This window comes from Pseudomonadota bacterium, assembly GCA_034189865.1.
GTDB lineage: Bacteria > Pseudomonadota > Gammaproteobacteria > UBA5335 > UBA5335 > JAXHTV01.
Map to the genome: position 1 here is coordinate 1 of JAXHTV010000047.1, position 13,385 is coordinate 13,385.

Here is a 13,385-nt window from a genome sequence, read left to right on the forward strand (position 1 = left end):
CGGAGCGCCGTCTTCGGGTTCATCGCGGCCTGCGCCCCCTTGGTGCCGCCGGCGTTGGCGGAGGCGGCCGACTTGTCGGATGTCTTTGTGAGCTGCCCGAGGCCATTGATACCGGCCCAGCAACCGGGCGGGAGATGCGGGAGCGGAATCGTTCGGCGGTTGCCGGGCCAACGATTGGTGAGTGCCCGCAGCGGTGATGAGGCGGCGGACCCGTTCATTGCAGCCCGTATCGTCGAGCCGAACGATGCACTGATCCGGTAGCGTGTGCCGCCACGCGGCCAGCAGCACCAGTCCGCTGACGAAGACGTAAGTCCCAGCCCGTATCCAAAGAGTCAGTTCGGTTTGGTCAAGGCATTCTTCGGGACGCGGAAGTGAGGCGGCCAGCTCGATGACGCCGTCTGGAAGCCCGGTCGATTGGATTTCCAGCGATTGCGACGGCTTCATGGGGCGGGTCTTGGGTTTCTTTCCGGTCATTATTTTTCTGATCCCCGGCAGTTCGGTAAATTCGTTACGGGGTTCACGGCTGGCCAGGGCGCGATTTCAGGGCGTATGCTGGTTTGGCGTTGACGGATCTGTCGCGGCTGTAGGTCCCTCGGGCCGCTTCCCATCATCACATCTCATTGAAGAAGGAGCAAAGCATGGGTCAAGCGCAATCGTCCGCCTTACGTAAGATCGCCGTGATGACCAGCGGCGGAGACGCTCCCGGCATGAATGCGTGTATTCGAGCTGTGGTGCGATTTGCCCAGCATCACGGCCTGGAGACGCTGGGTGTGATGCGCGGCTACTATGGGATATTGCACAAGGAATTTGTCCCTTTAGGTGCCCGCGACGTGGGAGGGAAGCTCCAGGAAGGCGGCACGTTCCTGAAAACGGCCCGGTTGCCGGAATTCAAGGAAGATGACGTCCAGAAGCGGGCGATCGGTGTGCTCCGTGATCGCGAGATCGATGGCCTGATCGTGATCGGTGGAGATGGCTCCCTAAGCGGCGCCGCGGCGTTGCACCGCCATGGTTTTCCGGTGGTCGGTGTGCCGGCCAGTATCGACAACGACATTTTCGGCACCGATGCGACCATCGGTATGGACACCGCGCTCAACACCATTTTGGAGGCCATCGACCGTTTGCGCGACACCGCCAGCAGTCACGGGCGGGTCTTGATTGTAGAGACCATGGGCCGCAGTTGTGGCTATCTCGCCCTCATGGCGGGTTACACCGGTGGTGCGGAAGTGATTCACATTCCCGAAATTCAACTCTCGCTAGAAGATATCCTCAACGCCGTGGAACAAGCGTGGGAACGAGAAAAAGCGCACGTCATCGTCACCGTGGCCGAAGGCGCCGAACACAAAGTTGACAAAATTGCCCACTATATTGAACAAAAGCATCGTGGATACGAGTGCCGGGTCACTATGCTCGGACATGTCCAGCGGGGTGGCCGCCCGACCCATTTTGATCGTCTACTGGCCAGCCGAATGGGTGCCAAATCGGTGGAATTTTTGCGCCGTGGCGAGGTGGGCACCATGGTGGGACTTCAAGGTACGCAGTTGGTCGCGGTACCGTTACAAGAAGTGCTGGGGCGGACCAAACGGGCGCCCACCCATGAGTACGACATCATCCGCGTGCTGGCGCAGTAACGGCACCGGTTCATCGCGGATGCTCATCCGATGTCGGGTGTTGGCATTGGCGCTCGTTTTGAGCGCGTGTGTCAACACATCCACATCCAACACGCCGCCGGGTCCGATACCGGCGCTTCGCTTTGCCGAATTGACCGTCTCCGGAGGTGTGGCGGGCGTGGATCGCTGCGTGCGCATCGACGCGGCCGGCACACTCAATCTGTGGGATCGACGGGCGGGATTGACATGTCATCGACCGTTGAGTGACGAAGAACGCGTTGCATTCAAAGCGGCATTGGAAGATTTCTGGCGACAGGTTGATTCGGACGAACGGCATGCGGGTCCAGGCCATTGTGCCGATTGTATTTATTATCAGTTGGTCGTTCACGATCGCGGCAAGCGTTTTTCGACAGCGTTCACGGGGCGGGAAGACAAAAACGAAATTTTCGGTTGGGCATTGTCCCGGCTTTTGGTTCGCCAACTGCAGCAGTTCGGCGGATGTGATCGCTCACCCTAGGATGTCCGGCTCAGTACCGGGCACCGTTCGACGATGGTCGATGGACTGTCGGGGCGTGGTCGCGCTTGAAACTCATAACAACGAGATGAATGTTCCGGGAATGTCTATGCGCAGGTTTAGTTCGTTGGCTCGGTTTCCCATTTGGGGCTTGATCGGATGTTTGGCTTTACCGGTCACCGCGTTTGCCGAGGCCGAAACCGCGAACCGTTTTGAGGTCGAAACCGATTCAGTTCGGCTGAGCTTTCGAAGCGGTCCCTCCAACCTTCGGTCCATGGCATTCGATCGTGCCAAACCGGTGCCACTGGCCGGCGTCACTGCTGATACGTCACCGGCAGACAGTGCTCTGGCTGCAGTGGGTCGATATGGTGCTTTATTCGGTCTCGCTGATCCGGTGGCCGACGTTCGTCTGTCCCGAATGTTGATGAAGCCTGACGGAACATCGGCGGTCCGGGTCAATCAGCTGGTCGACGGCATTCCGGTGCTCGCGGGCGAGCTGGTCGTCAACCTGAGTGCAGACCGGCGTGTCCAGTCGATGAACGGTGAAGTGGCCACCGGTATCCGGGTTAAGCCGCGGCCGACGGTTACGCTGGTACAGGCCCGTGAGACCGCGATCAACGCCGTCGCGAAATGGTATCGGATTCATCCGGCAGATTTGCTCGCTACCGATCCGGAATTGATGATCTACGAGCCGTCGCTTTTGCATTACAGTTCGGCACCGGCACGATTGGTCTGGCGTGTCGATGTCACAGCGTCGGTTTCGCAGGGCATTCGCGAATTAATTCTGGTGGATGCCGAGGCCAATACAGTGGCTCTGCATTTCAATCAGGTCGACACCGCTTTGAATCGGGAGACCTACACCCTATCGGGCACCAGTGGACCGTTGCCCGGCAGCTTGGTCTGTGACGAGTCGGCACCGAATTGCACTGAGGGGGGTGATGCTGACGCCGACGCCGCGCACCGGTTCGCCAAAGACACTTACGACTTTTACTTCGACGTCCACGGTCGGGACGGCCTGGACGATGCCGGCATGACCTTGGTTTCCGTGGTTGACTGGAATGACGGCCTCTCCTGTCCCAACGCTTTCTGGAATGGCAGTGAGATGATTTACTGCGACGGTTTGTCGCTGGCCGATGATGTGGTGGCGCATGAACTCACCCATGGCGTGACCGACTACACCTCCGGTTTGTTCTATTACTACCAATCCGGCGCCATCAACGAATCGTTTTCGGATTTGTGGGGTGAATTTATCGATTTGACCAATGGCGCGGGGTCCGACAACCTCGAAGATCGTTGGCGACTGGGCGAAGATATTCCTTCACTCGGAGCCATTCGAGACTTGGCCGATCCTACCGTGTTCGGTGATCCAGATCGCATCACCAGCCCCAACTATTTCACCGGTGCGGGCGATCAAGGGGGCGTTCATTCCAACAGTGGGGTCAACAATAAGGCCGTCGTGCTGTTGGTGGATGGCGGCGATTTCAACGGCCAGACAGTTATGCCGCTGGATGCCGATCCCACGGTGGCGATCGAGAAAGTCGCCCGCATTTACTACGACGCCCAGGTCAATCGGCTCACATCCGGGGCCGACTACGCCGATCTCTACGGTGCTTTGCTGGATGCCTGCGACAGTTTAGTGGGCGCCCATGGCATCACGGTGGCCGACTGTACTGAGCTCAACAAAGCCTTGGATGCGGTGGAAATGGATCAGCAGCCCGTGGCCGGTTTTAATCCCGATGCCGAGTTCTGCCCGGCGGGCCATGTGCCGAATGAGTTTTTCCTGGACGACTTCGAGGCCGGTTTGTCCAACTTTCAGGTGGCGCAAATCGACGATGGTTTGACCAGCAACCCGTGGCAACTGGCGATCGGCTATGCGGCATCCGGTGACTATTCGGCTTGGGTACGTGATATCGACTCGACCTCCGATGATGTCCTGAGATTGAGTTCACCCCTGGTTTTGCCCGCGAACGCCTATCTGCATTTTCGCCATGCGTTCGACTTCGAGTATTTCGATGCCGAACGCTACGATGGCGCCGTGCTGGAGTACAGTCTGGATGGCGGGGTGAGCTGGGCCGATATGTCGCCATGGTTCGATGGCGGTCAAGACTACAATGGCAGCATTTTTTCGGGCGATACCAATCCGCTGGCAGGTCGGGAAGCCTTTACCGCAACCAGCCACGGGTATGTGTCGAGCCGCTATGATTTGCGTGGCTTGGAAGCCGAGAGCTTCTTGCTGCGTTTCCGCGAAGCGAACGATTCACAGGTCAATGGCCCTTTGGGCTGGTTCGTTGACGATGTGCGGATTTCCGTTTGTACGCTCGATGGATCGCCTCCCCAGGCGGATGCAGGGCCGGACCAATCGGTTGCGCCACTGGCTTACGTACTTCTCGATGGGGCCGGGAGCGACGATCCGGACGGCACGATCGTGGGCTACGCTTGGACACAAACGGCCGGTCCGGCTGTGGTCCTGAACGGTGCCGATACCGCTACACCCAGCTTCGACGCACCGGACTCATCGGCCGAGCTAATATTCCAGTTGAAGGTCACCGATGACAAAGGATTGGAAGATACCGATTCGGTGACGATCGATGTGGTCGGCAAGCGCCAGCCTGGTGGGATTTTGGGCCTGCTGTTGGCGATCCTCCGGCTGCCGCTCACCCTGATCCAGGCCATCGTCGGCTTATTCGGTCGATAAGCGATCACCGCTCGGCCGTGTGAGATCCCATTTAACAACACGCACAAGCGGAGTCCTGCTGCCGTGACGGAACACTGGGACTACACACCGAAGCAAGCGGTCGCCTTACAGCGGAGTCTGGCTAGCCGGGTTCAGCGGGTCGACCGGCTGGGTGAGGTGCATCGGGTCGCCGGGGTGGACGTCGGCTTTCCCGAACGGGGCAAGCTGACGCGCGCGGCCGTGGCGGTGTTGGCGTTCCCCTCGCTGGAGCTTGTGGACCACTCGGTGGTCTCGGTCCCCACACGTTTTCCGTATGTGCCCGGATTATTGTCGTTTCGGGAAATTCCGGCCATTTTGGAGGCGCTTTCCGGATTGGCGAGCCAACCGGATCTCATGCTGGTCGACGGCCAGGGGATCGCCCATCCTCGCCGCCTGGGTATCGCCAGCCACTTGGGTTTGGAGCTGGATTGTCCCACCATCGGCGTGGCTAAATCGCGGCTAGTGGGACAGTTCGTCGAACCGAGCAACCACAAGGGAGATTGGACGCCATTGTGTGATGGGGAGGAGGTGATCGGAGCGGTGCTCCGTACCCGGGCAGCCGTCCGGCCGGTTTTCGTCTCCATCGGCCACCGGGTTTGCCTCGAGACCGCGATTCGCTATACCTTGCAATGCACGACCCGTTATCGGCTGCCGGAGACCACCCGATATGCCGATCGCTTGGCCTCTCATGGCGTCGTACCCACCGCGCGTTGAGCGGACCGCCGGGTAAAAAACGCATGGGCGTTCTGCGCGGGCCACGGCCCGACCTGTTAAATAGTGATCCCCAAGGCGACTTGCACGCCGTCCATGACATATTGCGCGGCCAAGGCCGCTAAGATAACGCCGAACAAGCGGTCGACTACGTTGATGCCCGTTTCACCCAGAATTCGTAACAGCGGTCCCGCTGCCAAAAGCACGATACAAGTGAGCGACAGGACCAGCGCCAAGGCAGCCATGACCGCGGCGAAGTGAATGGCGTCGCCCTGGCCCTCGGCCTGTAGCAACAAGACGGTGGTCAAAGCGCCTGGCCCGGCGATCATGGGAAAGGCCAGGGGAAAGACGGAAATATCCGCTTTTTCACGTGCCTCAGCCCGCTCACCCGCGGTGGTCGAGCGCAAGCCCGATTGGCGGGCGAATACCATGTCGATGGACAACAAAAACAGTAGGAAACCACCGGCGACTTTAAACGCCGCCAGACTGATGCCGAGGGCATTGAGCAACCAACCGCCGCTGAACACGAAAAACAACAGAATCGCAGCTGATAACGCGGAGCCTTTCAGGGCCATTGTGCGCCGGTAACCGGGGTCCGAGTCACGCGTGAGGACACCGAACATGGCCGCGACCCCGATGGGGTCGATCACCACGAACAGCATCACGAAAGTATTAAGCCAGTCGGTTAGAATCATGCCGTACTTTAACTCTGACCTCCTTGTCTATAGTTTAAGTGGCTGAGGCGATGCTGGCGCGAGTTTAGGGCAAACGGCCCGATTGAGGCGATCGCTTTTCGGCTGATATCGGCGTTTTAGTCGTCTGCGGAACAAGGACCTGGTTCTAAGGTCGGATCAAAATACCAGTATGCAATAGAGGCTCAACGTTGGCGGCAAAGCTCGATTTGAAAACCTGTCTGGTGATCGGCATATCGTCGCGCGCGCTGTTTGACCTGGAGACTGCCAATCAGGTTTTTGAAGCGGAAGGCGTAGAGGCCTATCGGGATTTCCAGCGAAGCCAGGAAGAGCAAGTTCTGGAGAAGGGCACGGCCTTTCATTTGGTGGAAGCGCTTCTTGGACTGAATCGCTATTCACCGCAGCAACGGCTGGTGGAAGTGATCATCATGTCCCGCAACAGCCCGGATACCGGCTTGCGGATCTTTCGCTCCATCAAGCACTATAATTTGGATATCACCCGCACGGCATTTACCGGTGGGGACCCGCTTCCGCCCTATTTGGCCGCCTACAGCGTGGACTTATTTCTTTCCAAATCGGAGGCCGATGTTCAGGGCGCCATCGACAGTGGATTCGCCGCGGCGTTTCTCTATCCGCCACCGGCCGGTTTCGACCCCGACCGCGACCAGATCCGGATTGCCTTCGATGCCGATGCCGTATTGTTTTCGGACGAGTCGGAGCGGATCTACAAGACTCAAGGTTTGGATGCGTTTGTCGACCATGAACAACGCATGGCGAAGCAGCCCATGGAAGTCGGTCCATTCGCCAAGTTATTAAAAACACTGGCGTATCTCCAGGCGACCGTACCGGCAGAGAAACCACCGGTCCGCCTCGCGATCGTGACGGCACGCAATAGCCCCGCACATGAACGCGTGATACGAACGCTGCGGGCTTGGGATGTGAATGTGGATGAGGCGTTCTTTCTCGGCGGACTGCCGAAAGACCAAGTGCTTAAAGCTTTTCGAGCCCATATCTTCTTTGACGACCAGCATGGACATGTGGATCTGGCGTCCCGTGGCGTGCCGGCCGCAAAAGTCCCGTATAAAAGCGATTCCCCACTTCGAGCGTTGGCGACCGAGGCGTTAACGGCGGATACCGAAGGCGATTCAAATGATCGCCAGGACAAGTGAGATGTCCGATGGAAGTGCGCGGCTTTAGTGAGGCGAGCTTTACCTTCGAGAACAAAACCGTGCCGATCTACCGGCGCGGGGAAGGGCCCGGCGTGGTGGTGATGCACGAGATTCCGGGTATTACCCCACAAGTGGCCCGGTTCGGTCGGCGAGTGGCCGACGCGGGTTTTACCGTGGTGATGCCGTCGCTATTCGGCATGCCGGGAAAACCCCTATCCGTCGGGTATTTGCTGGGCAGCACAGCCCGGGTGTGTGTGAACCGGGAGTTCAGCGTTCTGGCCGCTCGGGGTTCGAGCCCCGTGACCCATTTTCTGCGGGCCTTGTGTCGTCAGGTTCACCAGGACTGTGGTGGTGTCGGGGTGGGCGCTGTAGGAATGTGTTTGACCGGCAACTTCGCGCTGTCCCTCATGGTAGATCCGTCGGTCATGGCACCGGTGTTGAGTCAACCTTCGTTACCTTTCGGGTTGACCCGGCGGCAACGCGCCGCGATTCATGTATCCGACGAGGAATTGGCGGTCATCAAGCAGCGGACCGCCGAGGGTACCCCGGTTCTGGGTTTGCGATTCACCCACGACGTGGCCTGTCGCGCGGCACGTTTCAACACCCTGAGAGAAGAGTTGGGTGCAGGTTTCGAAGCCATTGAGATCGATTCCGGCCCCGGAAACGCTCATGGTATCAAACGCATTGCCCACTCGGTGTTAACGAACGATTTGGTCGATGAGGTCGGTCATCCAACCCGGGCGGCCTTGGATCGGGTGCTGGGTTTTTTTCAACAGCGCTTGAAGCCACCTACGACGCTTTCCTGAAACCTTTCCGCGCGAGTCTCTCGGAAAACGTTTGCTTGATATTCCAGCCACTCAACCCCATGTTGATAACGGATGATTCGAGTCTTTTTCTTCTGAGCCTCAATCACTTACCGGAACACGGGAGGGCGCTTCATGCCGGGATTTCTACTCCGCCTGTTCATAACGGCCATGGGCCTGGGGATCGCTTCCGCGATTGTTCCGGGCTTGATCGTGGCCGATTTCTGGAGTTTGTTGGGCGCGGCATTTTTGCTGGGCTTATTCAATGCCGTCGTTCGTCCGATTCTAATTGTTCTGACGCTGCCGATTACCGTTATTACACTCGGCCTGTTTTTGCTGGTGATTAATGCTGCCATGCTGGCCTTAGTGGCCGCGCTGATGCCGGGTGTGAGCGTTAGCGGTTTTTTAGCCGCCGTTTTGGCTTCGATCATTGTCAGTTTGGTGAGCTCCATGGCGTCTTGGTACATCGGACCACAGGGCCGTGTGGAGATCATGGTCCACCGCGAGTGATCGTCCTCAAGGGGAGCGGCGGTGTGACTCAGCCGGCGGCGGGGATGATTTCCTCGCCGCAATCGAAAATCATTTCGATACCATCGTCGATGGTCCGTTCTATCAATCCCGCCCGGTCGGGCAGCAAACGGTTTTCCAGCTCGGTGAGCTGTTCGTGCGTGGATTTGGTTTTGGGGTTCTGGCTGAGCAAAGCACAGCAGTCTTTGTAAGGCTGGATCGAGATTTCGTAGGTCTCGATCTTGCGTGCCACTTGAATGATTTCTTCTTTATCAAAGGCAATCAGCGGCCGCAGTATGGGCATTTCAGTGGCCTGCGTATGGGCCACCAAATTCTCCAAGGTCTGAGATGCCACTTGACCGAGACTGTCGCCGGTGACCAGGGCCAAGGCGCCGATTCGATGGGCCATGGTTTCTGACAGCTGCACCATGAACCGGCGAAATAAGATCATCTCGTAACCGGTGCGCTGACCGGCCAACGCCAGATCGAAGTGGGTATAAGGCAGCATGAACAGGCGTGTGCGCTGGGTGAAACGGCTGAGCTGACGGGCCAGTCCGACCACGGGGTTGTCCAGCGGGTTTCGTTGTTGGACGTGGCTGGCTGTCATATGCAGCACGTCCACACGGCAGCCACGCCGGGCCATCAAGTAGGCAGCCACGGGTGAGTCGATCCCCCCGGATAGCAGGGCCAGAACCTGCCCGCCGGTATTGACCGGCAATCCCGCCACGCCCTGACGTTTGTCGGCATAGCAATATGTGCCCGCGGGATAGAGATCGACGTGAAAGGTTCGGTCGGGTGTGGTGAGGTTGACCCGTGACCAATCTGTTCGTTCAATGATCAGCGCGCCCAAATGACGCTCCAGTTCGCTGGAGCGCATGGGAAATCCCTTATGACCCCGGCGGACCCGAACTGCGAACGCACCATCCTTTTTAAAATGGGCTTCGGCCAAAGCCAGGGTTTCCGACTCAATGGTGATCAAGCTGGAATCACCTCGCACGCTGGGTAGCCACCGGGCGGGCGCCAGCCAGGAAATGCCCGTGACCTTTGACAAGGCGATGAGCGCCCGCTCGATCTGGTCGGCCTCCGCTTCCGGGACATCCACATGCAAGCGATCGTGATGCCGGGTGACGCGCCAGCGAAGCTTCTCGCGGCGCAAGCGGTGTTTGATGTTCTCTCTCAGGGTCCCTTCGAAATCGCCTCGATTCCGACCCTTTAAAGCGATCTCGCCGTAATGTATGAGAATCCGGTTGGGTGCTAAGGCCATGATTGCTGGTCTGCGCGTTGACGTCGCTTCGGGAGTTTAGGAATCCAAGCGGCGAGCGCTTGAAACGGCGCCTATTAGACCCCGATGGGTGCGATGACGCAAATCAAATCAATTCGATTGTTATCGGTGACAATAAGATAAAACCAAAAACAAGGACGGATGCAGCACTGCGGCGGCATGCGAACGGAGCGATGGGCGAAGAAATCGAAACGACGCGATTTACGCGTGAGGACTATCAGAATTTTCAACACCGGCTTCGGGTGGAAACCGACCTGTTAGAGCAATGGTTTCGCGACGAGGCTTTTGTTAGCGGCGCCAGCGTCGCCGGATTTGAACTCGAAGCCTGCCTGATTGACCGGGAGTACATGCCCGCGCCCGATAATACCGCCGTGCTGGCTCGGTGTGAGCCGGATCGCGTCAGCCCGGAGCTGGCCCGCTTCAACGTGGAAATGAACGGCGACCCCCAGGTATTGGCGGGCGGTGGCTTATCCCGCTTGGCCGACGAACTAGAGCGCAGCTGGTCGGAGTGCCAAGAGGCTGCCGCGGCGCGGAGTTTGCAACTGGCAACGATTGGTATTCTGCCCACCATCCGCCGCGACCATCTGCACGCCGGCAACATGTCGCCGATGAAACGTTATGCGGCGCTCAACGAGCAATTGCTCCAATCACGTCACGCACGTCCCATTCGGCTCGACATCACGGGCGAAGAGGAATTGCATGTGTCTCATCCCAATGTGATGCTCGAGTCGGTAGCGACTTCGCTGCAGATACATTTGCAGTTGCGACCGCACGATGCGTTGCGCTTTTTCCATGCGGCCATGGCGGTATCTGCACCCATGGTGGCGGTCTCGGCCAATTCACCGTATCTGTTCGACCATGATCTGTGGGCCGAAACCCGCATTCCGGTGTTCGAGCAATCCGTCGACTTCCGGGGTGTCGGTGCCCATACCGATGAGCCCTCAGAGCGCGTTTGTTTTGGTCACGGGTATCCCCGCGGATCGCTGATGGCATGTTTTCGAGAGAATCTGGCGGATTATCCGGTGTTGTTGCCCATCCACTTTGACGAGGGCGCAAATCGGCTGCCATGTCTGCGGTTTCACAATGGGACGATTTGGCGTTGGAATCGTCCTCTGATCGGGTTCGACGCGAGCGGTCGGCCCCATTTGCGCGTTGAACATCGGGTGGTTGCGGCCGGGCCTTCCATTCCCGACATGGTGGCCGATATGGCGTTCTTTTTGGGTTTGGTGCATGCCCTGGGCCAAGCGCCCTCGGATGCGAATCGGCAGGACGATTTCGAACAGGTCCGGGCCAACTTCTACGCCGCCGCAAAAGGGGGGTTGGATGCCCGCATCCGTTGGGCGGGAAGCGGACCGGTTCCCATTTCCGATCTGATTATCCAGAAATTGGTGCCCTTGGCCCGGGAGGGGCTGCAGTCATTGGAGCTGGACCCCCGTGCCATCGCCGAGTACCTTGAGATCATTCTCATGCGGGCTCGAACCGGGCGTAACGGTTGCCACTGGCAGCGGGCCTATGTGCGCAAGCACGGCCGAGACATGGTCGCGTTGACGGCCGCTTACCTTGAACGACAAGCCACTCAAACGCCGGTACACGAATGGACGCTATGAGCAGCGATATGACACTTCACGTTTTGGACCATATCCCGGACGGCCTATTGTCGCGGCCGGCCAATCGACTACACGAAGTGCTGGCAGGGCCGACGCTGATTCATCTGCCGGGACGGGAACAGGACACCCTGTTCTTGAGTGTCCTGTTGCATGGCAATGAAGATACGGGTTGGGAGGCGGTTCGTGCGCTGTTGGCCGAGGGGCAGGGGCTGTTGCCGCGGGGGCTGTCGCTGTTTATCGGCAACGTGGCCGCGGCGAGACACCGTATGCGAGCGCTCGACGGCCAGGCGGACTTCAATCGTGTGTGGCCGGGCACTGCAGAAACCGACCGGCCCGAAGCCCGTTTGATGGCGCAGGTTGTGGATGAGGTGACCCGACGGGATTTGTTCGTGAGTGTTGATTTGCACAACAACACGGGCATCAACCCGCACTACGGCTGTGTCAACGTGCTCGATCACCGCTTTTTGCACTTGGCGGCTTTGTTCAGCCGAACGGTGGTGTATTTCATCCGACCTAAGGGCGTACAGTCCATGGCGCTGGCCCCGCATTGCCCCGCGGTGACCATCGAGTGCGGAAAGGTGGGTAGCCCAGGGGCCACTGAGCATGCCCGGCAATATGTCGAGGCTTGTCTGAAGCTGTCGGCCTTGCCCCGTCACGCGGTCGCCGCCTCGGATATCGATCTGTTTCACACCGTCGCGACGGTGACGGTACCGGACCACATCGGGATGGCATTTGAATCGGATGACTCACCCGCCACGTTGCGGTTTGTTGACGACATGGATCATCTCAACTTTCGGGAGTTGCCGGCCGAGACCGTATTGGGTTTTCAGTCGGATCCTTATCAATCACCCTGTGTGCGCGTGACCGATGAAGATGGCCTGGATGTGACCCGTGAGTTTTTTGCCGTCCGCTCAGGGCAGTTGCGTTTGCGCAAACCCGCGTTGCCTTCGATGTTGACGACCAATCCCGACATCATCCGGCAGGATTGCCTCTGCTACCTGATGGAGCGCTACCCGCTGCCGCCGCCACCGTCTCATCATGAGTGAGCACCCGCCATTTCACTTGGCTTTTCCGGTGACGGATTTGGCTGCGACGCGCCGGTTTTACCGGGATGTGTTGGGCTGTGCGCTCGGTCGTGAAAGCGATCGTTGGATCGACTTCGATTTTGCTGGTCACCAAATCACGGCTCATTTGGTAGACACCATGCCTCGCGTGCCCACCAATTCGGTGGATCGGCATGATGTGCCGGTCAGCCATTTCGGGTTGGTGCTGCCTTGGGACGCTTGGGAGGCGCTGGCCGATCGACTGAAAGATGCCAGCGCGGCGTTTTTGATCGAGCCGCACGTTCGTTTCCGGGGGCAGCCCGGAGAGCAGGCGACCTTGTTTCTATTGGACCCCAGCGGTAACGGGTTAGAGTTCAAGTCTTTCCGTCATGCCGAGGGCATGTTCGATCGAACGGGCAGCCATCGCTAAGAAAAGGCAGGGAGACCCCGTGATGGAGCCTCCCTGTCGTTCGGTTTTGGGCTAAATGTCTTGGACGGTCACAGAAGGTGGTGCATCCATGCCGGCGGCGAATGGCACCGGCCCCTCATCGCCCACGGTCGCTGGGAACCAGAGGATCACGCTCAGATCGATATTCAGCTTGCCCACCGGTAGTTTGGTGACCCGCACGCCCATGCGCGGATAGGCGCCTGGGAAGTCTTCAACCTCAAATGACTTTTCCGGTTCGGGGTCGTCTTCGTAATACAGTTCTGCTTCCACCGGCCAATCGGGTGGAATA

Annotated in this window: 14 protein-coding genes; 10 read left to right on the top strand and 4 right to left on the bottom strand. The window is 58.7% G+C overall.

Going from position 1 to position 13,385, the window contains the following annotated elements:
• A partial coding sequence (locus SVU69_13205) for a hypothetical protein (protein MDY6943955.1) occupies positions 1-474 on the bottom strand: 474 nt, incomplete at its 3' end.
• A gap of 164 nt (positions 475-638) precedes the next feature.
• Here SVU69_13205 and pfkA point away from each other — a divergent pair.
• From pfkA to nfi, 4 genes are all read left to right on the top strand, one after another.
• On the top strand, positions 639-1,628 hold the full coding sequence (gene pfkA, locus SVU69_13210) for a 6-phosphofructokinase (GenBank protein ID MDY6943956.1): 990 nt from the start codon (positions 639-641) through the stop codon (positions 1,626-1,628).
• The gene (locus SVU69_13215) at positions 1,594-2,124 is read left to right on the top strand and encodes a hypothetical protein (GenBank protein MDY6943957.1); all 531 of its coding nucleotides are present in this window, start codon (positions 1,594-1,596) and stop codon (positions 2,122-2,124) included. Before pfkA ends, SVU69_13215 begins: the two co-directional genes overlap by 35 nt.
• 106 nt (positions 2,125-2,230) lie before the next feature.
• The gene (locus SVU69_13220) at positions 2,231-4,816 is read left to right on the top strand and encodes a M4 family metallopeptidase (protein ID MDY6943958.1); all 2,586 of its coding nucleotides are present in this window, start codon (positions 2,231-2,233) and stop codon (positions 4,814-4,816) included.
• Between the two features lie 63 nt (positions 4,817-4,879).
• Complete coding sequence (gene nfi / locus SVU69_13225; protein MDY6943959.1) at positions 4,880-5,548, top strand: deoxyribonuclease V; 669 nt, start codon at positions 4,880-4,882, stop codon at positions 5,546-5,548.
• 56 nt (positions 5,549-5,604) lie between these two features.
• Here the strand turns inward: nfi and SVU69_13230 are convergent, their stop codons facing one another.
• The gene (locus SVU69_13230) at positions 5,605-6,240 is read right to left on the bottom strand and encodes a MarC family protein (GenBank protein ID MDY6943960.1); all 636 of its coding nucleotides are present in this window, start codon (positions 6,238-6,240) and stop codon (positions 5,605-5,607) included.
• Between the two features lie 188 nt (positions 6,241-6,428).
• Between SVU69_13230 and SVU69_13235 the strand changes: the two genes are divergently transcribed.
• From SVU69_13235 to SVU69_13245, 3 genes are all read left to right on the top strand, one after another.
• A complete protein-coding gene (locus SVU69_13235) occupies positions 6,429-7,406 on the top strand; it encodes a 5'-nucleotidase (GenBank protein MDY6943961.1) in 978 nt (325 codons plus the stop codon).
• An 8-nt stretch (positions 7,407-7,414) separates the two neighbouring features.
• Positions 7,415-8,212, top strand: a complete 798-nt coding sequence (locus SVU69_13240; protein MDY6943962.1) for a dienelactone hydrolase family protein — start codon at positions 7,415-7,417, stop codon at positions 8,210-8,212.
• A gap of 132 nt (positions 8,213-8,344) precedes the next feature.
• On the top strand, positions 8,345-8,719 hold the full coding sequence (locus SVU69_13245) for a phage holin family protein (protein ID MDY6943963.1): 375 nt from the start codon (positions 8,345-8,347) through the stop codon (positions 8,717-8,719).
• Positions 8,720-8,747: 28 nt separating this feature from the next.
• On the opposite strand, the gene thiI is transcribed toward SVU69_13245, so the two are convergent.
• Positions 8,748-9,980: a tRNA uracil 4-sulfurtransferase ThiI gene (gene thiI / locus SVU69_13250; protein MDY6943964.1), complete on the bottom strand. Its 1,233-nt coding sequence runs from the start codon at positions 9,978-9,980 to the stop codon at positions 8,748-8,750.
• Between the two features lie 191 nt (positions 9,981-10,171).
• Here thiI and SVU69_13255 point away from each other — a divergent pair, with 191 nt between their 5' ends.
• From SVU69_13255 to SVU69_13265, 3 genes are read left to right on the top strand one after another with little or no spacing between them, the layout of a single operon-like run.
• Positions 10,172-11,605 carry a glutamate--cysteine ligase gene (locus SVU69_13255; protein ID MDY6943965.1) on the top strand — a complete coding sequence of 478 codons (1,434 nt, stop codon included), beginning with the start codon at positions 10,172-10,174 and terminating at the stop codon, positions 11,603-11,605.
• 8 nt (positions 11,606-11,613) lie between these two features.
• A complete protein-coding gene (locus tag SVU69_13260) occupies positions 11,614-12,651 on the top strand; it encodes a M14 family metallopeptidase (GenBank protein MDY6943966.1) in 1,038 nt (345 codons plus the stop codon).
• Entirely contained in the window at positions 12,644-13,078 is a 435-nt protein-coding gene (locus SVU69_13265) for a VOC family protein (GenBank protein ID MDY6943967.1), read from the top strand. Before SVU69_13260 ends, SVU69_13265 begins: the two co-directional genes overlap by 8 nt.
• Positions 13,079-13,129: 51 nt before the next feature.
• Here SVU69_13265 and SVU69_13270 read toward each other — a convergent pair.
• A partial coding sequence (locus SVU69_13270) for a hypothetical protein (GenBank protein MDY6943968.1) occupies positions 13,130-13,385 on the bottom strand: 256 nt, incomplete at its 5' end.

Bases quoted from the DNA above. Each gene is read 5' to 3' on its own strand.
- pfkA (MDY6943956.1), top strand. From the start codon at position 639: ATGGGTCAAGCGCAATCGTCCGCCTTACGTAAGATCGCCGTGATGACC.
- SVU69_13215 (MDY6943957.1), top strand. From the start codon at position 1,594: ATGAGTACGACATCATCCGCGTGCTGGCGCAGTAACGGCACCGGTTCA.
- SVU69_13220 (MDY6943958.1), top strand. From the start codon at position 2,231: ATGCGCAGGTTTAGTTCGTTGGCTCGGTTTCCCATTTGGGGCTTGATC.
- SVU69_13230 (MDY6943960.1), bottom strand. From the start codon at position 6,240: ATGATTCTAACCGACTGGCTTAATACTTTCGTGATGCTGTTCGTGGTG.
- SVU69_13240 (MDY6943962.1), top strand. From the start codon at position 7,415: ATGGAAGTGCGCGGCTTTAGTGAGGCGAGCTTTACCTTCGAGAACAAA.
- SVU69_13245 (MDY6943963.1), top strand. From the start codon at position 8,345: ATGCCGGGATTTCTACTCCGCCTGTTCATAACGGCCATGGGCCTGGGG.
- thiI (MDY6943964.1), bottom strand. From the start codon at position 9,980: ATGGCCTTAGCACCCAACCGGATTCTCATACATTACGGCGAGATCGCT.
- SVU69_13255 (MDY6943965.1), top strand. From the start codon at position 10,172: ATGGGCGAAGAAATCGAAACGACGCGATTTACGCGTGAGGACTATCAG.
- SVU69_13260 (MDY6943966.1), top strand. From the start codon at position 11,614: ATGACACTTCACGTTTTGGACCATATCCCGGACGGCCTATTGTCGCGG.
- SVU69_13265 (MDY6943967.1), top strand. From the start codon at position 12,644: ATGAGTGAGCACCCGCCATTTCACTTGGCTTTTCCGGTGACGGATTTG.